This window comes from Streptomyces sp. NPDC048516, assembly GCF_043199875.1.
Classification (GTDB): domain Bacteria; phylum Actinomycetota; class Actinomycetes; order Streptomycetales; family Streptomycetaceae; genus Streptomyces.
Window position 1 is genome coordinate 91,295 of record NZ_JBICWS010000019.1, and the last position, 20,744, is coordinate 112,038.

Sequence of the window (20,744 nt, forward strand, 5' to 3'; positions counted from 1 at the left end):
TAGCACAGGTGCCGGGGAGAACCCCGCAGACCGTGCCCGCCGCCCCCGCGTCCCGTGCCGAGCCACCCGGTCTCGGCGCCCCGTCACGGCCCGGTGCGCGGCACGGTGACCGTGACCTTCAGCCCGTGCGGCGGGTGCGGGGCGTAGGCGATGGTGGCGCCGCCCGCGGCGAGCAGGGCGCGGGTGATCGAGAGACCGAGCCCGGAGCCGGAGACGTTCTGGTGGTGCCCGCTGCGCCAGAAGCGGTCGCCGATCCGGGCGAGCTCGTCCTCGGTCAGGCCGGGGCCGCGGTCGGCCACGGTGACATGGACACACTCGCCCGCCGGTGCGACACCGACGGTGACCGGCCGGCCCTCCGGGGTGAACTTCAGGGCGTTGTCGACGACGGCGTCCAGTGCGCTGGAGAGCGCGATCGGGTCGGCCCAGCCGGTGACGGCGCGCTGGCCTTCGTAGGTGAGGAGGACGCCCTTGTCGTCGGCCAGCGGGCGCCAGGAGCCGACGCGCTCGGCGGCCAGCGCCGCGACATCGGTGAGCTGGAGGTCGGCGGCGGTGTGTTCGGCCAGCGCGAGGTCGAGCAGGTCGTCCAGGACGCGGGCCAGCCGCTTGCCCTCGGTGCGGACCGAGGCGATCTCCGCGTTGCCGTCGGGGAGTTCGAGGGCCAGCAGCTCGATGCGCAGCAGCAGCGCGGACAGCGGGTTGCGCAGTTGGTGGGAGGCGTCGGCGACGAAGGCGCGCTGCTGCTCCAGGACGTCCTCGACGTGGTCGGCCATCTCGTTGAACGAGCGGGCCAGCCGGCGCAGTTCGGGCGGTCCTGCGGTGGCGGCCACGCGGGCGTTCATCCGGCCGGTGGCGATGTCGTGGCTGGCCGTGTCCAGGACCCGCACCGGCCGCAGTACCCAGCCGGTGAGGCGGAAGGCCGCGGCAACGGCGACGAGCATGGCCGCGCACTCCCCGGCCGCGATCAGCAGCCAGCTGCGCAGCACGCCGGCGCGCAGGTGTCCGGTGGGCGAGTCGGTCATCACGACGGCGACCACATCGCCGTCGCGGATCACCGGTGAGGCGACCGGGATACGGCCGGTGTCGTCCCAGGGCCAGATCTGGTGCGGATCGTGGCTGCGACGGCCCGCCAGCGCCTCGCGGAAGGCCTGGGCGCCCTCACCGTCGCGGGGCACCGGCAGACCGGCCGGGGCGGTGGCCATCGGGGTGTGATCGCGGTAGAAGACGCCGGCCCGTATGCCGTAGAGGCCGTAGTAGCGCGCGAGCTCGGTACGGAGGGTGGCCAGCCGCTCGTCCTCCTCGGAGGTCTTGTGGTCGGTGTCCGTGGCGGGGCGGGCGGTGACGAACTGGGCGAGGGAGGCGAAGCGCGCGGCGTCGTCGATCCGGTCGACGACCACCCGCTGCTGCTCCACCCCGGCCGTGATGACGCCCAGCGGGATGCCCAGCGCAAGCAGCACACCGGCCATGAGGACGATGAGGAGCGGGAGGAGTCGGGTGCGCACCTGGCAGCGGCGGCCTTCAGGAGGCCGGGGAGGCGGGCAGCCGCCGCCCCGCGCCGGTGGCCGGGACGACCAGGCGGTAGCCGACGCCGCGCACCGTCTCGATCAGGGCGGGCATCCGCAGCTTGGCGCGGAGTGAGGCGATATGGACCTCCAGGGTCCGGCCGGTGCCCTCCCAGCTCGTGCGCCACACCTCGCTGATGATCTGTTCCCGGCGGAAGACCACACCGGGCCGCTGGGCGAGCAGCGCCAGCAGGTCGAACTCCTTGCGGGTGAGCGGGACCGCGGCGCCGTCCACGGACACCTGGCGGGTGGGGAGTTCGACGGTGACCGCGCCCAGGTACAGCGCCTCGCCGGGGACGCCCTCGTCGGCAGGCTGCTCGGCGCCACCGGGCGCGTTGCGCCGGCTCACCGCATGGATACGGGCCAGCAGCTCACCGGTGTCGTACGGCTTGACGACATAGTCGTCGGCGCCGAGGTTGAGGCCGTGGATGCGGGAGCGCACATCGGAGCGCGCGGTGACCATGATGACGGGGGTGGCGCAGAGCTTGCGGATCCGGCCGCACACCTCGAAGCCGTCCTGGTCGGGCAGCCCGAGATCGAGCAGCACCACCGCGAACGGCTCCGCACGGTCGGGCAGCAGGGCCTTGAGCGCCTCCTCGCCGTTGCGCGCGTGGACGACGGACAGGCCGTGCTTGGCCAGCACCGCGGACAGGGCCGCGGCGACATGATCGTCGTCCTCGACGAGCAGCAGTCTCATGCGGGCCTCCTCCCGGGGTGCGTGTGTACGGGCCACAGGGCATCTACGGCGATACGAGGCATGCGCGTCAAGAGGAGGCCACCTCCTGGCCGCCATCCGTTACCCAGCCGGTACGCCCGCGGGGCCGGGCCGGCGTCGCCCTGCGCACACCCCCGCTTGACGCAGAGTGTCCGTTTGCGGCCGGATCGTTATCCTCAAGTTCCCCTCAGAAGTAATGACGCTGGTCGCAGGGCGTCATTAGGGTCCTCCCAACCGAGGAGGACGGAGCTACACGCCGATGAGCGAAGTATCGGTGACCAAGAACGCCGAGGGTCCCGCGCCGGCAGGGGACCAGCTGGTCGTGCTGGACAACGTGAACAAGCACTTCGGCGCGCTGCACGTGCTCCAGGACATCGACCTGACGATCCACCGCGGCGAGGTCGTCGTCGTGATCGGGCCTTCGGGCTCGGGCAAGTCGACGCTCTGCCGCACGATCAACCGCCTGGAGACCATAGACAGCGGCAGCATCACGATCGACGGCAAGCCGTTGCCGCAGGAGGGACGGGAGCTGGCCCGGCTGCGCGCCGACGTGGGCATGGTCTTCCAGTCCTTCAATCTCTTCGCGCACAAGACGGTGCTCGAGAACGTGATGCTGGGGCAGACCAAGGTCCGCAAGACGGACAAGGCCGAAGCCATGGCGAAGGCCCGCACCCTGCTCGACCGGGTCGGCGTCGGCACCCAGGCGGACAAGTACCCCGCACAGCTCTCCGGCGGTCAGCAGCAGCGGGTGGCGATCGCCCGTGCGCTGGCGATGGACCCGAAGGTGATGCTGTTCGACGAGCCGACGTCCGCGCTCGACCCGGAAATGATCAACGAGGTGCTGGACGTGATGCAGCAGCTCGCCCGGGACGGCATGACGATGATCGTGGTCACCCATGAGATGGGGTTCGCGCGCTCCGCGGCGAACCGGGTCGTCTTCATGGCGGACGGCCGCATCGTCGAAGAGGCTGAGCCGAACCAGTTCTTCAACAACCCGCGCAGCGACCGCGCCAAGGACTTCCTGTCGAAGATCCTCCATCACTGAGGCCGCAGTCGGGCCACCGTGTCATTGCCAACACCTGCTGAACCAAAGGATGTTCACCATGAGGATTCGTAAAACGGCTGCGGCCGGTGCGGTGGTGCTCGCGCTGGCGGCCACGGCGACTGCGTGCGGCGGGGACAAGGGAACGGCGGGCGACAAGCCGGCCGGCGGCGAGGTCTTCAGCGGCACCTACAAGGTCGCCTCGGCACCGAAGGTCGATTCCCCGGTGCTGAAGAAGGCCCAGAAGGCCAAGAAGATCGTCATCGGTGTGAAGGCCGACCAGCCGTTCCTGGGCTTCAAGGACACCGCCGGCAAGTACTCCGGCTTCGACATCGAGATCGCCAAGATGGTCGCCGCCGACCTGGGCTTCTCCGAGAAGCAGATCGAGTACAAGACGATCGACTCCAATGTCCGTGAGACCACCATCTCCCACGGCCAGGTCGACTACTACGTCGGCACCTACACGATCAACGACGAGCGCAAGAAGCAGGTCGGCTTCGCGGGCCCGTACTACACCGCCGGCGCGGACCTCCTGGTGCGCAGGGACGACAAGGCCATCACCGGCCCGGAATCCCTCAAGGGCAAGAAGGTCTGCTCGATCGTCGGCTCGACTCCGCTGCAGGAGATCAAGAAGCCGAAGTACGGCGCGAACACCAGCGAGCAGTCGAAGTACTCGGACTGCGTCAAGAACCTCGTGGACGGGCAGGTGGACGCGGTCACCACCGACGACGCGATCCTCAAGGGCTACGCCGCACAGCGCCCCAGCCAGCTCCGGGTCGTCGGCAAGCCGTTCACCAAGGAGCCCTACGGCGTCGGTATGCGCAAGGACGACAAGGCCCTGCGCACCGCCATCACCACGGCGCTGGAGAACCACATCAAGAACGGCGACTACGAGAAGGCGTACAAGGGCACGCTCGGCAAGTCGGGTTCGCCCTTCAAGGCCCCGGAGACCCCGCTTCCGCGCGACTGAGGCGCCCCGCCCATCGGACCGCGCCGCCCCGTACGCCCGCCGCGGCGGGTGTACGGGGCGCGGTGTCTTCCGCGCCGCCCCCTTTGATCCTCTTCCCGCCGTCGACCCGACCGCTACCGCGGAGACCCCATGAACGTACTCCTCGATTACCTGCCCGAGTTCCGGGACGGGTTCCTCGGAACCCTGGCGATCACCGCGTCCAGCGCGCTGCTCGCACTGGTCCTCGGCGTTGTCATAGCCGGCTGCCGGGTGTCTCCGGTCCCGCCGCTGCGCGCCTTCGGCACGGCCTGGGTCACGGTGCTGCGCAACACCCCGCTGACGCTGCTCTTCCTGGTCGCGTTCTTCGTCGTCCCGCAGGTGCTCTTCCACGGCGCCAGCCCGTACATCCTGGCCACCCTGGCCCTCGGCTTCTACACCTCCTCCTTCGTCTGCGAGGCGGTGCGCTCCGGCATCAACACCGTGCCGCTGGGCCAGGCCGAGGCGGCGCGCAGCATCGGCATGACGTTCTCCCAGACGCTGCGCGAGATAGTGCTCCCCCAGGCCACGCGCACCGTACTGGCACCGCTCAGCAGCATCTTCATCGCGCTGACGAAGAACTCCGCCATCGCCGGAGCGTTCGGCTACGGCGAGTTGTTCAACGTCTCCAAGCTGCTCAACGACAAGGGGTATCCGATCGCCTGGATCTTCCTGTGGACGGCGCTCGCCTACCTCGTCATCACCTTCGCCATCAGCGGCGCCTTCCGGGTGCTGGAGCGCCGGATGGGGGTCGTGCGGTGAACGGACGCGGGAGGCCAAACGGGACGACGTGGGTGCCGCGCGCAGGCGGGGCGGAAACTAGTGAGGTAAGGGCATGAGCGGCGCCAGCGTTCTCTACGACGTACCCGGGCCGAAGGCAAAGACACGCAACCGCATCTACGGCGTCTGCGGTGCGCTCGCGATGCTGGGACTGCTCGTGTTCGCGGTGGTCCGGCTCAACACCAAGGGCCAGCTCGAACCCGAGGTGTGGGACATCTTCAACAACGCCGGAGTGCGGACCAACATCCGTGACGGCGTCCTGACGACACTTCAGGTCTTCGCGGTCGCGGCGGTGCTGTCGCTGGTCCTGGGCGTGCTGCTCGCGGTGGCGCGGCTGTCGGACCACAAGCCGGTCCGCTGGCTGGCGACCGGCTTCATCGAGCTCTTCCGCGCCGTCCCGCTGCTGATCACGATCTACGCGCTGTGGGTGGCGCTCCTGACCAACCGCGAGAGCCTCGGCCTCGGCGACGACGGGCCGCAGTTCTGGGCACTGGTCATCGGGCTGACGGTCTACAACGGTTCGGTCCAGGCCGAAGTGCTCCGGGCCGGCGTCAACTCCGTCCCCGCGGGACAGCGTGAGGCCGCCTACGCACTCGGTATGACCAAGACCCAGGTCATGACGACGGTGCTGCTCCCGCAGGCCGTCCGCGCGATGCTTCCGACGATCATCAGCCAGCTCGTGGTGACCCTGAAGGACACCTCGCTGGGCTACATCATCACCTTCGAGGAACTGCTCTTCACCGCCCGCCAGATGAGCACCAACATCCTCGTCAACGGCAACGACACCTATGTGCCGTTCATCATCGTGACCGGCGCCATCTACGTCGCGATGTGCCTGGCGCTGTCCTCCCTCGCCAACTGGATCGAGCGGCGCGGCAGCCGGGCCAGGACCGGCATCAAGGTTGCCGCGGCCGGCGAGCCGGTGGCGGCCGGGGACGCGATGGAGGTCGCCGACGCGGTACCGGAGAAGCCGGCGGCCCCGCAGGACTGAGCTGCGGCCCCTGCGCCCCCGCGCCGCCCTGACGGCGCGGCAGCCGCGGCGCGGCTGAGATGAGACCGTCCGGAGGCGGTGGCACCGCTGCCACCGCCTCCGTCACTTGACGCGAGCGGCCGCAGTGGGTTGCATACGCTGTGTGATCACGCACCGGGCTCCAACTGCCAGTTTCCGCCTGTCTTGTACGCACCAGCGGCCCCGGGGAGCTGCGCCGTGGACCCGGTGATCGTGGTCGGTGCCGGCCCGGTCGGCCTCTCCCTCTCTCTCGCCCTCGCCCGCCTCGGCGTGCCCAGCGTCGTCCTCGACGAGACCACCGGCCAGGAGGACACCCGGCCCGCCCGCACCGCCGTGCTCCACCAGGACACCGCCGCCTTCGTCGGCCGGCTCGGCTGTGCCGACACCCTGGAGAGCGCCGGCACCCGTTGGACGGCCTGGCGCACGATGCGCCGCCGGCGCCTGCTGGAACGCATCGCCTTCGCCCCGCCGGCCCCGGACGGCACCGCCCCCGCCACCGCCGTGTCCCCGGTCCATCTGCCGCAGCATGCGCTCACCCGCGCGCTGCGCGCCGCACTCGCCCACGAAAAGCTCGCCGAGATCGTCACCGGCAGCCGGCTCGCCGGCCTCGAACAGGACGAGCAGGGTGTCAGCGCCCACACTCGCGGCGCCAACGGGACGTGGTGGCGCGGGAGTTACCTCATCGGCTGCGACGGTCCCCGCTCGACGGTCCGCAAACTGCTGGACATCCGCTTCCCGGGCCGTACGGCAGTGGAACGGCATGCGGTCGCCGCGCTGCGCTGTGAGCTCCCGTGGCCCGGCGAGGCGCTGCTGCACCGCTCGCCGCCCCGGCACGGCGGCCAACCGGGCAGCGAGGTGTCCGCCCGCCCGCTGCCCGACGGCATCTGGCGGCTGGACTGGCTGCTGCCACCGGGGCGCGAGCTGGTCACACCGGACGCCCTGGTCGCCCGGATCCGCGACTCGCTGGCCGGCTGGACCACCGAATCCCCGGCGGACGCGGGCGGCGCAATCGGCGCGGACGGCGGCGCGGCGCCCGCACGGGGCCGCGGCCACGGGCGGCTGGTCCCGCCGTACGAACTCCTCGACACCGGGGTGCACACCGTCCACCACCGGCTGGCCAGGCGCTGGCGCCAGGGCCGCGCCTTCCTCGCCGGGGACGCCGCCCATCTGCTGGGCGCACTCGGTACCCAGGGCCTGGACGAGGGGCTGCGGGACGCCGAGAACCTTGCCTGGAAGCTGGGCCTGGCCTGGCACCACGGCGCCTGTGAGGTGCTGCTCGACAGCTACCAGGCCGAGCGCCGGGGCGCGGTCGCGGCCCGGCTGCGCGCCGCGGACCAGGCGCTGCCGCTGCTGCGCGACGGCCGCTCGGCCCGCTGGCGGACCGTGCTCCCGGGCGCGGTGCGCGGCCGCAGCACCCTGCTCACCGATGGTCACCTGAGCCGCGGCCCGCTGGGCGCGCCGCCGGTGTACGCCCGTACCCCGCTCGCGCCGCCCGTGACCGGGGGCCCCGTCGTCGAGACGCTCCCCGGCGCCGCCGTCACGGATGTCCCGGTGACCGCGTCCGACGGCTCGGTGGTCCGGCTGCGCGACCGGCTCGGGAAGGGCCTCCTGGTGGTGCTGGTGGCACCCGGTACCGGTGTCTGGGACCGGCGGCACTGGCAGTCGGCGGGCCTGATGCCCCGGCTGGCCGACGCGGTCGGCGCCCTGCCGATGGACGCGGAGATCCTGGTCACCGAGGCCTATCCGGGTGCGGCCGCGCACACCGTGCTGCTCGTACGGCCGGACGGCCATCTGGTCACCGCGCTGTCAGGGGTCCGGCCGGCCGAGATGGCCGCCTGTGCGGACGCGGTACGGGGCAGGGCGTACGGGCAGGAGGCGGAGCCCGGCCGGGCCCGGCAGCCCGAGGGGACCGGCGACTTCGGGGTCGCCCGGGACGGCGGGTCCGGGCAGCGGGGAGCCGGGGCCGGTGAGCCCGGGGCGGGCGGATCCGGGGCGGGCGGATCCGGGGCGGGCGGATCCCGGGCGAGTGGAGCGGGTGAGGGTGAAGCCTGGGAGGGCGGAGCTGAGGGGGGTGAGGCGTGGGAGGGCCGGTCTTCGGCGGTTGACCCTGTGCGAACGTCCATGCTTCACTCCGAGGATGACTGATCACGGCTCGCGATTCTGGCGGAGGGTCCATCTCGACCTGCTCCGCTATGCGGGCTGCATGTGTCGTCCGTCCTGTTGATCCGCAGCTCCTGAACCCGCGCGGCCGCCTGCCCCTCCGGCAGCCGCGCCTCTTCGCGATCACCCAGGACGGTTTCCGTGCCCGACGTACGTACCCCTGCGCGCCCGCGTGCCACCGGCCATGACGGTGGGCCCAGCGCCCGTGAACTTCTCGACTTCGCCCACCGCACCGCCGCAAACGCGGAGCTCATCGCTTCCCTCCCGCTCGACCCCGAAGGCCGTACCTGGATCCGGCTGGACGGGCCGGGCGGCAGTGAGGCCTGGCTGATCGGCTGGCCGCCCGGCACCGGAACGGGCTGGCACGACCACGGCGGCTCGCACGGCGCCTTCGCGACCGCAGCCGGCGAGCTGACGGAACAGTCGCTCACCGCCCAGCTCCCCACCGAGGGCTGGAAGACCCTGGAGCTCGCCGACGGCGTGGACCGGGAGCGCAAGCTCAGCGACGGCCGCGGCCGGGCGTTCGGCCCGCACCATGTCCATCAGGTGCTCAACCTGTCCCCACGGAGCCATGCGGTGTCGGTGCACGCCTACTACCCGCCGCTGCCGCTGATGCGCCGCTACAGCCGCACCGGGTCGGTGCTGCGGCTCGAAGCGGTCGAGCAGCCCGAGGAGTGGACATGAGCGCGGTCGACGAGCTGCTGGCCCGTGCCCGGCGCGAGCTGGGGCACCGGGTGGGTCCGCGGGAGGCCGCCGCCGTCCAGGAGGCCGGCGGACTGCTGGTGGACATCCGTTACGCGGAGCTGAGGGAGCGCGACGGCATCATCCCCGGCGCGCTGATCGTGGAGCGCAACGAGCTGGAGTGGCGGCTCGACCCGACGGGCGAGCACCGCGCCCCGGAAGCGACCCACCACGCCCTGCCGGTCGTGGTCGTCTGCAACGAGGGCTATGCATCGAGCCTCGCGGCGCTCTCCCTGCGCGAGTTGGGTCTGCACCGGGCAACCGACCTGGAGGGCGGATTCCAGGCTTGGCGGGGGGCCGGGTTGCCGGTGGGGTGAGACAGGGGAGACGAGGGGCTGAGAGGGGTGGTGAGGCGGCGGCGGCTTCTTCGCCGTCTCCCCCCTCCCTCCCCCACCCCGTGGCCTCGGTGTGCTCAGGTGTCCGGCAGATAGTGCTCCTCCAGGAGTGCCGGGTCCTCGCCTTCCTCCTCCAGGGCCTGCCTGACCACCCGGAGGGCGAGGCCTTCCGGGTACCCCTTGCGGGCCAGCATTCCGGCCAGACGGCGCAGGCGCTTTTCCCGGTCCAGGCCTCGGGTGGAGCGCAGTTTGCGGTCGACCAGCTCGCGGGCGGTGGCCTCCTCCTGTTCGGAGTCGAGGCGGCCGACGGCCACATCGATGAGGGCGGAGTCCACACCCTTGGTACGCAGTTCACGGGCCAGGGCGCGGCGGGCCAGGCCGCGCCCGTGATGGCGGGACTCCACCCAGGCGTCGGCGAAGGCCGCGTCATCGATCAGTCCGACGTCCTCGAAGCGGGAGAGCACTTCCTCCGCCGCCTCCTCGGGGATGCCCCGTTGGTGCAGGGCGTCCCCGAGCTGCTTGCGCGTGCGAGGGCTCCCGGTGAGCAGGCGCAGGCAGATGGCCCGTGCCTGCTCCTCGGGCGTACGCGGTGGCCCCGACCCGGCCCTCGACGCGTCGGGGCCACCGCTGCTCTCCCGGCCATGACGGCCTCTGCGTCCCTGACGGGTCTCGGCGTCGCCGGCAGCGCTGCTGGTGTCGTCCTCGCTGCCCGGCCATTCCGTTCGCCGCGGCATGGCGGGCTAGCTCTTGGCCGCGGCGGCCTTGGAACCCTTGGTGCCCTTGGCCGCCGGTGCCGGAGCTGCGACAGCCGGTTCGCCCGCCGCCACCGCGGCGTCCGCGCCGGGCTCCGCGGCCGGGGCCTGCGGCTGCACACCGATGCCGAGCTTTTCCTTGATCTTCTTCTCGATCTCGTTGGCGAGATCCGGGTTGTCCTTGAGGAAGTTGCGGGCGTTCTCCTTGCCCTGGCCGAGCTGGTCGCCTTCGTAGGTGTACCAAGCACCGGACTTGCGGATGAAGCCGTGCTCCACACCCATGTCGATCAGGCCGCCCTCACGGCTGATGCCCTGGCCGTAGAGGATGTCGAACTCTGCCTGCTTGAAGGGTGGGGACACCTTGTTCTTGACGACCTTGACGCGGGTGCGGTTGCCGACCGCGTCCGTGCCGTCCTTGAGGGTTTCGATGCGGCGGATGTCGAGGCGCACCGAGGCGTAGAACTTCAGTGCACGGCCACCGGTGGTGGTCTCCGGCGAGCCGAACATCACGCCGATCTTCTCGCGGAGCTGGTTGATGAAGATCGCGGTGGTCTTGGACTGGTTGAGCGCGCTGGTGATCTTGCGCAGCGCCTGGCTCATCAGCCGGGCCTGGAGGCCGACGTGGGAGTCGCCCATCTCGCCCTCGATCTCGGCCCGCGGCACCAGGGCGGCGACGGAGTCGATCACGATGAGGTCGAGGGCGCCGGAGCGGACCAGCATGTCCGTGATCTCCAGGGCCTGCTCACCGTTGTCCGGCTGGGACAGGATGAGGGAGTCGGTGTCCACGCCGAGCTTCTTGGCGTACTCGGGGTCGAGGGCGTGCTCGGCGTCGATGAACGCGACGGAGCCGCCGGCCTTCTGGGCGTTCGCGACGGCGTGCAGGGTCAGGGTCGTCTTACCGGAGGACTCCGGGCCGTAGACCTCGACGACGCGGCCGCGGGGGATGCCGCCCACGCCGAGCGCGACGTCAAGCGCGGTGGAGCCGGTGGGAATGACCTCGATGGGTTCGTTCGGCCGCTCCCCCATGCGCATCACGGCGCCCTTGCCGAATTGCCGTTCAATCTGTGCGAGTGCGGCGTCCAGCGCCTTCTCGCGGTCGGTGCCTGCCATGGGTTCCACCCGATTTGCTTGAGTCGATCGCTTCACGTCCATGACGCTAACGCCTGCCACTGACAATGCGCCCGGACCCGGCTCCGGCCTGTGGATAACTCCGCGGAAAAGCCCGAGGACACAGGCCGGATCTCCCATGAGAATGGATGTTCGATTTTGGTGTCAAGCGGTACCGCGCGCGTCGTCGGCAGGTTGCCGGACCGGCCGGCCCCTCCACTCCCGGCTGCCCGCCGCAGCCCCCGAGATCTCCCGGCCGTGCGCAGCAGCCCGTGAGACTCCCGGCTGCGGGCAGCGGTCCAGCCCTCCACAGCCTCCCCGCCGTGTGCGGCGGCCCGGGGCCTGGCGCCGCCCGGGTCAGCGAACGCCCCCGCCGCCCTCCTGGACGCCGCCGCCCGGCTTCCGGTCCTCCAGCGGGGCCGAGGGCTGCTCGTCGTGCAAGGTCCGCCGGAAGCGGGCCAGCACGCCCGCACCGCGCCGGCGCCTGCCGTGGACCCGCAGGTCGTCGGTGACCTCGTACCGCTTGACGTACGCGCCGAGGAACGCCTGCAGCGTCGCCGTGGCCGGGATCGCGATCAGTGCGCCCACCGCGCCCATCAGGGCCGTGCCGGCGACGACCGAGCCGAAGGCGACGGCGGGATGGATGTCCACGGTCTTGGCGGTGATCCGCGGCTGCAGGAGGTAGTTCTCGAACTGCTGGTAGGTCACGACGAAACCGAAGACCCACAGGGCGTACCAGGGGTCGACGGTGAACGCGATCAGGATGGGCAGTGCGCCCGCGAGGTAGGTGCCTATGGTCGGGATGAACTGGGAGACCAGCCCCACCCAGATGGCCAGTGCCGGGGCGTAGGGCACCTCCAGGACCTGCAGCAGGACATAGTGCGTGACACCGGAGATCAGCGCCATCAGGCCGCGGGAGTAGAGGTAACCGCCGGTCTTGGCCACGGCGATCTCCCAGGCGCGCAGCACCTCCGTCTGGCGGTGCGGCGGGAGCACGGAGCACAGGGCACGCCGCAGCCGGGGGCCGTCGGCGGCGAAGTAGAACGAGAACAGGGCCACCGTCAGCAGGTTGAACAGGCTGCCCAGCACCGTCGCGGAGACGGCCAGGACGTTGTTGGCGCTGTCCTGGACATACTTCTGCAGCCAGTCGGACTTCAGCAGGTTGTTCTGCACCTCGACCCGCGAGAGGTGGGTGTGCAGGGTGCTGTTGATCCAGCTGATGACGGAGTCCAGATACTGCGGGAACTCCTCCACCATGTTGGCTATCTGCCCGGCCAGCATGGAGCCCAGGAGCGCGAAGAACCCGGCCGCGGCGACGAGGATGCTCACGAAGACCAGGCCCGTGGCCAGCCCGCGCCGCATGCCCCGGGCCGCCATCCAGTCGACGGCCGGTTCGACGGCCAGCGCGAGGAAGAACGCGATCAGCACATTCAGCAGCAGGGTGATCAGTTGGTGGAATCCCCAGGTGGCGAGCTGGAAACAGGCCACCAGAGCGAGCGCCAGCACCATGGCGCGTGGCAGCCAGCGCGGCATCCGTGCATCGGACCGGTCCTCGGACCGGCCTTCGGGGCGTGGGATGTCGCTGCTGATGATCTCATCTGACTCGGGCACGGAGCCAAGTGTCGCGCACGGCTGCGACATCCCGGGTCCTGGCCCGTGGCTCCGTCCGCGGCATCCGGCCGCCGGGGCTCGCTCATTCCCAGGTCAGAGCCTCGCGCTCGGCCTTCTCAGCGCTTTTCGGGCGGCACGTCCATCACCGCGCAGACCACCCGCCACACCTCTTTGGCACTCCACCCCGCGTCCAGGGCTTCATGAACGGTCCGCCCGCCGAGGTCCGCCATCACATGATCGCGCGCGAAGGAGTCGGCATACGCCGCACCGAAGTGATCCGCCATCCGCTGCCAGAAGATCGTCAACCGCATGAGTTCCGCTCCGTACCCGCTTTGACCCGTATGTCCGCATGTTCCTGTCCGCACACCCCCGCTCGCCCCGCCCCCGACCGCCACGGAGGCGGGAGGCAGGACGCGGGATGCGGGATGCGGGAGACGCCGGGAAAGCCGGCCTCACCGTTGCCTCAAGCATCCCTGGTGGCAGGCGCTCGTGCGCCCCCTTCGGGCGTGGCGCAGGGGGACATACGCAGAGTAAGGCCCGGCGCGCCATGCCCGGGGCCGGCAACCGGGCCCGGGCCGGCAAACCCCGGCAAGCGGAGAATCCCGAGGGCTGTTTTCGCGCCTCCTGATGATGTGGCGGAGTCTTCGGGGCTTTCGGATCCTTCTTCACCTCCGGGAGGAGGTGCTTTCGGACACGCGTGGGGGCCGGACACCGAGGTCCGGCCCCCACCCGCGGGACGAGGATTCGTGCCATAAATTCACCAGCGATACCACCGGCCACGCTTACCGCCGGCACCCGCGGAACGCAGGACGAATCCCAGCAGCCACACGGCGAGCACGATGACCGCCACGATCCACAGGGCCTTCAATGCGAAACCGGCACCGAAGAGAAGAAGCGCGAGAAGAAGAACGAGAAGCAGGGGAACCATAGTTATCAACCTCCGAGACACCGTGTGCCCCGCGGCATTTCCCTCAACCTCCCGAACTTATGTGTTTCTTAGCCGGTTCCCGGGGCATCAGGGATTGCTCACCTGCGGAGATCCATTTCGTCGACAGGCTCGGCGGGGCTCCTTCCGCAGCATCTGCCGGCCGGAATCCCTACGGGAATGAGGGTTTTGGGGTGACCTGAGCGCACGCAGGAGCCGGGCCGTTCGCGCGGTACGCCACCGGCCGCGGTCCCATGGGGCACAGCCACGGCCGGTGGCCCGGAGGTCCGCCTTCACCGCGCCGTCCTGGATGAGCTCGGCGCTCAGGAGGGTGGCCGCCGCGGAGTTCACGCGGGTGGGACGGACGACATCACGGGAAGCCAGGTGATGTCTGGAGGCTGGCGGTAGGTCCGTGAGCCCGCAGCCGAATTCATCTCGAAGCCATAGCGCAAGAACTCGGCCTGCTCCAGTTGAAGTTCAATTCGCATGCTTAATCCTGGCTTATCGATCGATCACTCATCGGGCGTTGTTCCTGCTCTGGCGGCGGACAAGAGTGGGGGTCGCAGACGCCGGAGCCGCGACAGCACGACCGCATGGGGAGATCGCAGTGGAGTACGGGCAACGCGAGCGCGAGTCCCCTGCGGCAATGCGCAGACGACGCAGGTAGCTGGGCACGCAGCACACCCAACGATGGTTCGCTTCCCGGGGAGGCACCACCTCGCCGCCCCCCGTGCACCTCGACCCGGCGGCAAGATCGAGTGCCCTGCAGCTCTCGTCGCGCGCGGTCAGCAGGTCAGGAGATGACCGAGCGGCCTGTGGGCGCCAGCCGCAGTGTCCGGGGGGATGCTGTCTGTTCTCGCTCGATGGCCGGCAGGATCTCATCCCGTGCGCGGGGATGGGCCTGTACACCGGCGAGGTGTTGCCGGTATGCGTTCTCGTCGGGGTACGAGGTGAGGACCACTGCGACGCACTCCCCGGCGCGAACGGGCAGCCTGGGGAACGTGTTCGGCGCTGTCTCGGTGGTGAGTGCAGCGAGTGGTGCGGGGCCCGTCGTGCCGAGCAGAGGGAGGAGACCGTCCCGGATCACCGCAATACCGTCGTGCCCTCCGAGAGGGAAGGACCACACAGTGGCGCACACGAACCGCTCCGGCGCAGGAGCACCGATCCGGGGCCGCTCGGGCAGGGAGTCGCTGAAGCCGGTCTCGTCCGACAGGGGCCGCAGCAGGAGGACGTCGTCGGAGTCCATCATGGTCGCGTTGGCCTGGGGACCGTGCTCGGCCCAGACGGGGCCGTCATAGAAGGCCGTCAGTGCGCGGTGGCGTGCCGCCATGTCCCGGAAGCCGCGCAGCCAGACGAAGCGGTCCGGGTCGTCGAGGTCGCGGAACTGGCCCAGCACGCGTATCCCGGCCTCTTCCTGGGTTTCGACGAACTCCTCGTCGAACAGCTCAATGAGTTCGTCGCGTCGGCCGGGACGCAGCGTGTACTGGCGCAGCTCGATCACGGCGGGGTGGCCGACAGCGTCGGTAGGGGGCACGGCAGGCTCCTGTTCGGTTCGCTTCATCGTGCGCAGGCTCGTTCGGAGCCGGACGCGTACTGACGGTAGGGCGGCCGCGTGACAAGAGCTGTCAGGGTTTCCGGGGAGAATGTTGCCCATGTCTGCTGGTCGGTTGCTCTCGGTGTTGCTGCTGCTGCAATCACGCGGCCGTATGCCGGCGCGGGGCATCGCCGACGAGCTGGGAGTGTCCGTGCGGACGGCATACCGTGATCTGGCGCGTCTGCAGACCGCGGGGGTGCCGGTCTATGCGGAGCCGGGACGCAATGGCGGCTATCAGCTGCTCGACGGCTATCGCACCCGCCTGACCGGGATGAGCCAGGGCGAGGCGCGGGCCCTGTTCTTTGCCGGCCTGCCCGGCCCCGCCGCGGACCTGGGGCTCGCTGCGGAGGTGACCGCCGCACGGCTGAAGCTGCTCGCAGCGTTGCCGGCGGATCTGCGCGAGGAGGCGACGCGGACCGCGGCGGTGTTCCACCTGGATGCTCCCGCCTGGTACCGGGATCCCGAACAAGCGCCGCATCTCACCCTGTTCGTCGATTCGGTACTCACACGGCGTGCGGTGGACGTGCGTTATCGCCGTTGGCGCGCACCGCAAGAGGTACATCGCCGCCTTCGCCCCTACGGCCTGGTACTCAAGTCCGGTACCTGGTATCTCGTGGCAGCCGCGGAGAGCCGGATCGGGACCTACCGGGTCTCCCAAGTCCTCGACGCGGCGACGAGCGACGAGCGGTTCGACCGGCCGCGGGACTTCGACCTGGGTGCGTACTGGACCTCCTACCTCGACGAATTCCAGACACGCCGCTACACCGGCACAGCCACCGTCCGCCTCTCCCCACGAGGACGCCGGCGCCTTCCGGACAACCTTCCCCCGGAGGTGGTGCGGGCAGTCGAGTCCACCGCCTCTGTGGGCGACGACGGATGGGCCGAGGCGGTTATCCCGACCGAGAGCACCCAGCACGCGTGCGGTGAGCTGCTGCGGCTCGGCGGCGATGTCGAGGTCCTCTCGCCGGCGGAACTGCGCCAAGCCATGGCCGACACGGTCGGCGTACTCGCCAGAGCGTACGGAATCGCCTGACACACCAGGACGCATGCTGGCTCCGGAGACACCCAGCGACGCTGGCAGCCCGGTCCGGTCCGTGACCAGCTGGATCTTCGGTCCGATCGTGCCGCGATCGGCCTGATTCGGTCCGGGCAAAGGCCCCCATCTGGCGCCCGGACGCTGACGGAGACGATCGCGCACCGCGACCAGTCCAGTGCGCCGCAGACACCGAGTTCATCGAGGACGACACGGTGAAGCCGGGCCCAGACCCGCTGCCGGCTCCACCGGGCGAAACGTCGGTGGACCGTCTGCCGGCACGGTCCGAACACCGGCGGGAGCTGCCGTCAAGGGCAGCCCGAGGTGGCCACGAACACGATCGCCGTCAGGGCCTCACGCTCACCAGCCCGACGTCCGCCCCCGCCCTGCGGACGATTCACCTCCGTCGGCGGCACCACCTCGGGCATAAGAAACGACGCCTAAAGGTGCCAGCTGAGGGTCCCGCTCCGGGAGGAGAGCACCACGAGCAACACGAGGTCGAGGGCGCCGAACGCCAGGCCCAGGTAGGCGCGGAGGCGGCGGACGGTTCCCCGGTAGAGGGCCGCGGCGCCGAAGAACAGCGCGCACGGGCCGAGCACGACGTTGAACGCCAGGGCGCCCAGCAGACCGCAGACGAACGCGGCGATGGCCATCCGGTCGGCCTGGGGATGCGGTCCGGTCCTGACCGGGATCCGGGCGGAGGTCATCGGCCGCCTCCCTTCGCCGCCTTGCGGCGTTCCTTGGTGAAGAAGACCACCAGCCAGGCCACGATGACGAGAGAGGCGACGACGGTGACGGGCACGGGGACGTGCCCCGCGGTCCCCATCAGTACACCGAAGAGGAACAGCGCTACGACCAGGAAGAGCATGATGCACCTTTCCCATGTGTGGGACAGCAGGGAAGCGGCGAGCCCTCGCGGGCTCCAACTGCGCCTTTGCGGTGCCGCTTTGACCCGCGTACCCAGGCCGGCCGCATCCCAACGGGTCGGTTCCGGATGATCCGGGGCGGCCCTGGCGAGGACGGCTGCGGTGGCGGTGTCCGGCGGGCGCGGGGCCGGCCCGGCTGACCGTGGCGGGCGCCGAGGTGTCCGAGGGCATGGCACCACGGCACGGCGGTCCGGGCCCGGTCCCGGGCCACCGTGCCGTGCCGGACATGCGCACACACCGGGGGCGCCTCCCCCACACCGCCCGCGGTGTGCCGCCCCCACCGCCTACGGCTTGCCGAACCAGTCGACGCACAACACCAAGGAGTCGTCCAGGGGTTCCGCGGCGCGGTACTCGGCCAGGTGACGGAGCACGGCGCGGGGCACGGTGGCGGCGGGCAGCAGCATGCTGGCGTGCAGGGCCCGGGCCAGGGCGCGCTGGGCGTACCCCTCCCCCTGGGGCGAGAGCGCCGCGTACACCCCGTCGCTGACGATGAGGAGCCGGTCTCCGGGCAGTACCTCGAATTCCTTCGCCACGTACTGGGTCTCCTCGAACATGCCCAGCGGCATCTGCGGATCGAGATCGATGAGTTCGACCGTCTTCCCCCGCATCCGCCACAGCTGCGGCGAGCCCGCGTCCACCGCCTGCACCCGGCCGGTCGTGAGATCGAACCGCAACAGCAGGGTGGAGACGTACGCGCTGCCGCGGTATCGGGCGTAGAGGGCCTGATCGGCCAGTGCCGCCTGGTCCTCGATGCCGATGCCGGCCCGGCGTGCGTTGCGCAGCGCGTTGACGGCGAGGTGGGTGAGCAGCGACGCGTTGACGCCCGTCCCCATGCCGTCGGTGACGGAGAGGGTCAGCTCGTGGGCGTCCGAGGCCCAGTCGTAGTTGTCGCCGTGGATGTCATAGGCCGGTTCCAACTGGGCCCCGATGGCGTACTCGGCGGCGGAACAGGCCCGGGCCGGCAGCAGTTGCCACTGCATCTCGGCGGCCAGCGTGAGCCGGCTGATGCGCCGCGCCCGCTGGTAGACATCGGTGTCGCGCTCGGCCACCAGGAGTTCGTGGCCGAGCAGTTCCGCCGCGTACACCAGGTCGTCGACCGTGTGCGGTACGGACCGCTCGACGGGCAGCCGCACGGTGAGGATGCCGGTGCGCTCCCCGCGGACCGATACCGGCAGGTGGTGTTCGACCACGTCGCCCTGCCGGACCTGCCGGCGGGGCTCCTGGCTCCCGAACACCCTGCCCTCGACGCTGTTCGCCACCGGGATCGATGCGCCGGGCGTGCCCAGCGCATCGAAGGGGGTGAGTGCCGTTGCCCCGTAGTCGGCGAGCAGCAACTGCACACAGAGCGCTCCGTACGATTCGGTGAGCACCGCACGAAGCGTGTCCACCAGAGCGTGCGGGGCCGACGCCCGCAGTGCTCGTTCCACATCACAGCGTTGAGTCACGGTCTCTCAGGCATTCTTCGTCCACGGACGACGCAAAGGCAGGGGCCGGCTGGGGGCCGTGCCGGATGACAGAGTGATCGGGCGTCCCGTTTCACTGGTTCGCCGCCTCCCCGCGAGCGCGCGGGCGCGACCGCCCTCACCGCCTCCGAGCCGTCGGCGGCGCCGCGGAGCGAGGCCCTGGTCCAGAGGTGTGCGGCAGCGTGCACACGGGTGTCCGCCGCGGATCCCGGGCGCAGGGAACCGGCGGCCGTCGTCCGCCGTGCGGCGGGACGCGGAGCGTTCCACGCGCGGCCTCCTCCCCCTTCGCAGATGAGGGTGACGGCCCACTCGTCGTCGGCGGCCACGCTCGTGTGTCTGACAGCACGTAGCGGGTCTCAGGCCGCTTCTCGTCCCCAAGCCGCGCCGGGCGCGGCCGTCTTGCCAGGTATCGGGAACAGATTGTTGCCTTATGGCGAATGTTGTCAAACGGCAACTATGACTTCTATCCTTGGCGGTCCGCACCCCGAGGACCTGTCCACTCACGAAGCGTCAGCCCTACAGCGAGGTTCATCGTGCTGTCCCAGCCCCATGGCGGCCGGCCCCTGCGTATCGACACACGGCAGGAGCAGGGGGCGGTGATCCTCACCGTCGCCGGACCGCTCGACCTGGACACCATCGCGCCGTTCGACGCCACCTTGCGGCGGCTGGCGCAGGACGGCGCCGGTCCGGTCGTCATCGACCTGTCGGACGCCTCGTTCGCGGATTCGACGACGGTCAACGCCCTGCTCCAGGCGCATGACGCACTGGGCCCCGCGTTGCGCCTCGCGGCCCCCTCCGCCGTTTTGGAACGGCTCTTCACGCTCACCGGACTCGACACGGTGCTGCCGCTGTACGGGTCCGTCCGCGCGGCGCTCGACGCCTGAACGTCAGCTCCGTTCGGAACCGACGGCGGCGACGGCGACGGCCAGCTCGCCCAACGCCGCGACCAGGGCGCCCCGTTCGTCCGCCGGCATCCGGCGCAGCACCGCCGCCATACGGTCCACCCGGGTCGCCCGGAAGCGCTCCAAAAACGCCTCGCCCTCAGGGCTCAGCTGCAGCCCGATCTCGCGCCGGTCGGCAGCCGTCGGGCGGCGGAGCAGCAGACCGGCGGACTCCAGTGCGGCACAGACCCGGCTGGCGCGCGGCAGGCCCAGACCCACGGCGGCGGCCACCGTGGTCAGGTTCCGCCCGGGGCGCGCCGAGACGACGGAGAGCACTCTCAGGCCGCTCGGGGAGAGCCGCGGTTCCACCGGGGCGGCCGCGTCCCGCATCAGGGCAGCGATCGCCTCGCCGGCGGCGGCCAGTTGTTCCGCGGCCTCGCGCAGTGTCGCTGCCGGCCCTTCGGCGCTGTGGCGTTGCATGGACGCATCCCGTTCCCACGGTCCGACGACAGATGCGGTGCGCCCTGCGGTCACGGCTCGGGGACCACCCGAGGGGCATCCGCAGGCGCACGGTCCCGGTGCCCTGCCCGCGTCTCCCGGGATCACCCGGCCCGGGCACATCAACGGCCCGGCGCCGGGGCCGTCTTCAGCGTGCGAGAGCGGCCTGCACGATCTTGCCGCCGCCGGGGCGGGGGCTGATGGTGACCTCACGGGCCAGAGCGCACACCAGGGGCCAGCCGAAGCCGCCGTCGCGGCCGGTCAGGTCGGGGCTGCGCTCCGTCGGCCGAGCGGGACTGGCGTCCTCGACGCTTATCCGGATGCTGTCGTGATCCGCGGACAGACGCAGCGCCGTGACGGCACCCGCGTGGCGCAGCGCGTTGGTGACGAGTTCGGACACCAGCAGGAGCAGGTTCTGGGTGGTCCGGGCAGCCGGCGGCGGATGGAGCAGGTCGGCGAAGCGACTGGCGAAGTCGCGGGCATCCGCCGCCGTTCCCGGACCGCACAGGTCCTGGGCGGGCGGGGTTGAGGGGTCGTCAGTCGCAAGATGTTGGTGCACAGGATTTCACCCCGGTCAGTGGAACGCCTCGTTCGGCTGGTGTGCAAGCGTCATCAGGTGTTCGTGAGG

24 protein-coding genes and 1 pseudogene are annotated in these 20,744 nt (G+C 70.8%); 10 read left to right on the forward strand and 15 right to left on the reverse strand.

Annotated elements, in window-relative coordinates; translation table 11 throughout:
- Positions 1 to 83 precede the first annotated feature (83 nt).
- Positions 84 to 1,499: a sensor histidine kinase gene (locus tag ACGFR7_RS30270; protein WP_393325350.1), complete on the reverse strand. Its 1,416-nt coding sequence runs from the start codon at positions 1,497 to 1,499 to the stop codon at positions 84 to 86.
- Positions 1,500 to 1,515: 16 nt separating this feature from the next.
- Complete coding sequence (locus tag ACGFR7_RS30275) at positions 1,516 to 2,256, reverse strand: response regulator transcription factor (protein WP_393325352.1); 741 nt, start codon at positions 2,254 to 2,256, stop codon at positions 1,516 to 1,518.
- Positions 2,257 to 2,533: 277 nt separating this feature from the next.
- Between ACGFR7_RS30275 and ACGFR7_RS30280 the strand changes: the two genes are divergently transcribed.
- The 8 genes from ACGFR7_RS30280 (at position 2,534) to ACGFR7_RS30315 (ending at position 9,308) form a co-directional block, all read left to right on the forward strand.
- A complete protein-coding gene (locus ACGFR7_RS30280; protein ID WP_393325354.1) occupies positions 2,534 to 3,319 on the forward strand; it encodes an amino acid ABC transporter ATP-binding protein in 786 nt (261 codons plus the stop codon).
- A gap of 58 nt (positions 3,320 to 3,377) precedes the next feature.
- A complete protein-coding gene (locus ACGFR7_RS30285) occupies positions 3,378 to 4,286 on the forward strand; it encodes a glutamate ABC transporter substrate-binding protein (protein WP_393325356.1) in 909 nt (302 codons plus the stop codon).
- 129 nt (positions 4,287 to 4,415) lie between these two features.
- Entirely contained in the window at positions 4,416 to 5,063 is a 648-nt protein-coding gene (locus ACGFR7_RS30290; RefSeq protein WP_393325358.1) for an amino acid ABC transporter permease, read from the forward strand.
- 73 nt (positions 5,064 to 5,136) lie between these two features.
- Positions 5,137 to 6,072, forward strand: coding sequence for an amino acid ABC transporter permease (locus ACGFR7_RS30295; RefSeq protein ID WP_393325360.1), 936 nt, complete (start codon positions 5,137 to 5,139; stop codon positions 6,070 to 6,072).
- A 216-nt stretch (positions 6,073 to 6,288) separates the two neighbouring features.
- On the forward strand, positions 6,289 to 8,235 hold the full coding sequence (locus ACGFR7_RS30300; RefSeq protein WP_393325362.1) for an FAD-dependent monooxygenase: 1,947 nt from the start codon (positions 6,289 to 6,291) through the stop codon (positions 8,233 to 8,235).
- The gene (locus ACGFR7_RS30305; protein WP_359012108.1) at positions 8,228 to 8,314 is read left to right on the forward strand and encodes a putative leader peptide; all 87 of its coding nucleotides are present in this window, start codon (positions 8,228 to 8,230) and stop codon (positions 8,312 to 8,314) included. Before ACGFR7_RS30300 ends, ACGFR7_RS30305 begins: the two co-directional genes overlap by 8 nt.
- 77 nt (positions 8,315 to 8,391) lie before the next feature.
- Positions 8,392 to 8,934: a cysteine dioxygenase gene (locus ACGFR7_RS30310; protein WP_393325363.1), complete on the forward strand. Its 543-nt coding sequence runs from the start codon at positions 8,392 to 8,394 to the stop codon at positions 8,932 to 8,934.
- Positions 8,931 to 9,308, forward strand: coding sequence for a rhodanese-like domain-containing protein (locus tag ACGFR7_RS30315; protein ID WP_392379367.1), 378 nt, complete (start codon positions 8,931 to 8,933; stop codon positions 9,306 to 9,308). Before ACGFR7_RS30310 ends, ACGFR7_RS30315 begins: the two co-directional genes overlap by 4 nt.
- 95 nt (positions 9,309 to 9,403) lie before the next feature.
- Here the strand turns inward: ACGFR7_RS30315 and recX are convergent, their stop codons facing one another.
- The 7 genes from recX to ACGFR7_RS30350 form a co-directional block, all read right to left on the reverse strand.
- Entirely contained in the window at positions 9,404 to 10,060 is a 657-nt protein-coding gene (gene recX, locus ACGFR7_RS30320) for a recombination regulator RecX (protein ID WP_393325365.1), read from the reverse strand.
- A gap of 6 nt (positions 10,061 to 10,066) precedes the next feature.
- A complete protein-coding gene (gene recA, locus ACGFR7_RS30325) occupies positions 10,067 to 11,188 on the reverse strand; it encodes a recombinase RecA (protein WP_393325367.1) in 1,122 nt (373 codons plus the stop codon).
- 354 nt (positions 11,189 to 11,542) lie between these two features.
- On the reverse strand, positions 11,543 to 12,778 hold the full coding sequence (locus ACGFR7_RS30330) for an AI-2E family transporter (protein WP_393325427.1): 1,236 nt from the start codon (positions 12,776 to 12,778) through the stop codon (positions 11,543 to 11,545).
- A 134-nt stretch (positions 12,779 to 12,912) separates the two neighbouring features.
- Positions 12,913 to 13,107, reverse strand: a complete 195-nt coding sequence (locus tag ACGFR7_RS30335; RefSeq protein WP_393325369.1) for a DUF3046 domain-containing protein — start codon at positions 13,105 to 13,107, stop codon at positions 12,913 to 12,915.
- A gap of 446 nt (positions 13,108 to 13,553) precedes the next feature.
- Positions 13,554 to 13,724, reverse strand: coding sequence for a hydrophobic protein (locus tag ACGFR7_RS30340; protein WP_086716166.1), 171 nt, complete (start codon positions 13,722 to 13,724; stop codon positions 13,554 to 13,556).
- 344 nt (positions 13,725 to 14,068) lie between these two features.
- Positions 14,069 to 14,209 carry a hypothetical protein gene (locus ACGFR7_RS30345; protein WP_393325371.1) on the reverse strand — a complete coding sequence of 47 codons (141 nt, stop codon included), beginning with the start codon at positions 14,207 to 14,209 and terminating at the stop codon, positions 14,069 to 14,071.
- Positions 14,210 to 14,514: 305 nt separating this feature from the next.
- Positions 14,515 to 15,255 carry an NIPSNAP family protein gene (locus ACGFR7_RS30350; RefSeq protein WP_393325373.1) on the reverse strand — a complete coding sequence of 247 codons (741 nt, stop codon included), beginning with the start codon at positions 15,253 to 15,255 and terminating at the stop codon, positions 14,515 to 14,517.
- Between the two features lie 118 nt (positions 15,256 to 15,373).
- On the opposite strand from ACGFR7_RS30350, the gene ACGFR7_RS30355 reads away from it, so the two are divergent.
- On the forward strand, positions 15,374 to 16,348 hold the full coding sequence (locus tag ACGFR7_RS30355) for a helix-turn-helix transcriptional regulator (RefSeq protein WP_393325375.1): 975 nt from the start codon (positions 15,374 to 15,376) through the stop codon (positions 16,346 to 16,348).
- A gap of 12 nt (positions 16,349 to 16,360) precedes the next feature.
- On the opposite strand, the pseudogene ACGFR7_RS30360 reads toward ACGFR7_RS30355, so the two are convergent.
- The 4 genes and pseudogenes from ACGFR7_RS30360 to ACGFR7_RS30375 form a co-directional block, all read right to left on the reverse strand.
- A pseudogene (locus tag ACGFR7_RS30360) lies at positions 16,361 to 16,776 on the reverse strand (transposase); the annotation flags it as partial.
- A 12-nt stretch (positions 16,777 to 16,788) separates the two neighbouring features.
- On the reverse strand, positions 16,789 to 17,055 hold the full coding sequence (locus ACGFR7_RS30365) for a DUF4190 domain-containing protein (protein WP_393325377.1): 267 nt from the start codon (positions 17,053 to 17,055) through the stop codon (positions 16,789 to 16,791).
- A complete protein-coding gene (locus tag ACGFR7_RS30370) occupies positions 17,052 to 17,216 on the reverse strand; it encodes a hypothetical protein (RefSeq protein ID WP_393325378.1) in 165 nt (54 codons plus the stop codon). Before ACGFR7_RS30370 ends, ACGFR7_RS30365 begins: the two co-directional genes overlap by 4 nt.
- 342 nt (positions 17,217 to 17,558) lie before the next feature.
- Positions 17,559 to 18,719, reverse strand: coding sequence for a PP2C family protein-serine/threonine phosphatase (locus ACGFR7_RS30375; RefSeq protein WP_393325380.1), 1,161 nt, complete (start codon positions 18,717 to 18,719; stop codon positions 17,559 to 17,561).
- Between the two features lie 551 nt (positions 18,720 to 19,270).
- On the opposite strand from ACGFR7_RS30375, the gene ACGFR7_RS30380 reads away from it, so the two are divergent.
- Positions 19,271 to 19,621, forward strand: coding sequence for an STAS domain-containing protein (locus ACGFR7_RS30380; protein WP_393325382.1), 351 nt, complete (start codon positions 19,271 to 19,273; stop codon positions 19,619 to 19,621).
- A gap of 3 nt (positions 19,622 to 19,624) precedes the next feature.
- Here ACGFR7_RS30380 and ACGFR7_RS30385 read toward each other — a convergent pair whose 3' ends face one another.
- Together ACGFR7_RS30385 and ACGFR7_RS30390 are read right to left on the reverse strand one after the other, a co-directional pair.
- A complete protein-coding gene (locus tag ACGFR7_RS30385) occupies positions 19,625 to 20,098 on the reverse strand; it encodes a MarR family winged helix-turn-helix transcriptional regulator (protein WP_393325384.1) in 474 nt (157 codons plus the stop codon).
- 166 nt (positions 20,099 to 20,264) lie between these two features.
- The gene (locus ACGFR7_RS30390; RefSeq protein WP_393325386.1) at positions 20,265 to 20,675 is read right to left on the reverse strand and encodes an ATP-binding protein; all 411 of its coding nucleotides are present in this window, start codon (positions 20,673 to 20,675) and stop codon (positions 20,265 to 20,267) included.
- Positions 20,676 to 20,744 lie beyond the last annotated feature (69 nt).

What these genes read in the sequence shown, in the direction of transcription:
- ACGFR7_RS30295 (WP_393325360.1), top strand. Translation starts at nt 5,137, where the DNA reads ATGAGCGGCGCCAGCGTTCTCTACGACGTACCCGGGCCGAAGGCAAAG.
- ACGFR7_RS30280 (WP_393325354.1), top strand. Translation starts at nt 2,534, where the DNA reads ATGAGCGAAGTATCGGTGACCAAGAACGCCGAGGGTCCCGCGCCGGCA.
- ACGFR7_RS30305 (WP_359012108.1), top strand. Translation starts at nt 8,228, where the DNA reads ATGACTGATCACGGCTCGCGATTCTGGCGGAGGGTCCATCTCGACCTG.
- ACGFR7_RS30340 (WP_086716166.1), bottom strand. Translation starts at nt 13,724, where the DNA reads ATGGTTCCCCTGCTTCTCGTTCTTCTTCTCGCGCTTCTTCTCTTCGGT.
- ACGFR7_RS30275 (WP_393325352.1), bottom strand. Translation starts at nt 2,256, where the DNA reads ATGAGACTGCTGCTCGTCGAGGACGACGATCATGTCGCCGCGGCCCTG.
- ACGFR7_RS30315 (WP_392379367.1), top strand. Translation starts at nt 8,931, where the DNA reads ATGAGCGCGGTCGACGAGCTGCTGGCCCGTGCCCGGCGCGAGCTGGGG.
- ACGFR7_RS30285 (WP_393325356.1), top strand. Translation starts at nt 3,378, where the DNA reads ATGAGGATTCGTAAAACGGCTGCGGCCGGTGCGGTGGTGCTCGCGCTG.
- ACGFR7_RS30385 (WP_393325384.1), bottom strand. Translation starts at nt 20,098, where the DNA reads ATGCAACGCCACAGCGCCGAAGGGCCGGCAGCGACACTGCGCGAGGCC.
- recX (WP_393325365.1), bottom strand. Translation starts at nt 10,060, where the DNA reads ATGCCGCGGCGAACGGAATGGCCGGGCAGCGAGGACGACACCAGCAGC.
- ACGFR7_RS30290 (WP_393325358.1), top strand. Translation starts at nt 4,416, where the DNA reads ATGAACGTACTCCTCGATTACCTGCCCGAGTTCCGGGACGGGTTCCTC.
- ACGFR7_RS30335 (WP_393325369.1), bottom strand. Translation starts at nt 13,107, where the DNA reads ATGCGGTTGACGATCTTCTGGCAGCGGATGGCGGATCACTTCGGTGCG.
- ACGFR7_RS30355 (WP_393325375.1), top strand. Translation starts at nt 15,374, where the DNA reads ATGTCTGCTGGTCGGTTGCTCTCGGTGTTGCTGCTGCTGCAATCACGC.
- ACGFR7_RS30345 (WP_393325371.1), bottom strand. Translation starts at nt 14,209, where the DNA reads ATGCGAATTGAACTTCAACTGGAGCAGGCCGAGTTCTTGCGCTATGGC.
- ACGFR7_RS30365 (WP_393325377.1), bottom strand. Translation starts at nt 17,055, where the DNA reads ATGACCTCCGCCCGGATCCCGGTCAGGACCGGACCGCATCCCCAGGCC.
- ACGFR7_RS30370 (WP_393325378.1), bottom strand. Translation starts at nt 17,216, where the DNA reads ATGCTCTTCCTGGTCGTAGCGCTGTTCCTCTTCGGTGTACTGATGGGG.
- recA (WP_393325367.1), bottom strand. Translation starts at nt 11,188, where the DNA reads ATGGCAGGCACCGACCGCGAGAAGGCGCTGGACGCCGCACTCGCACAG.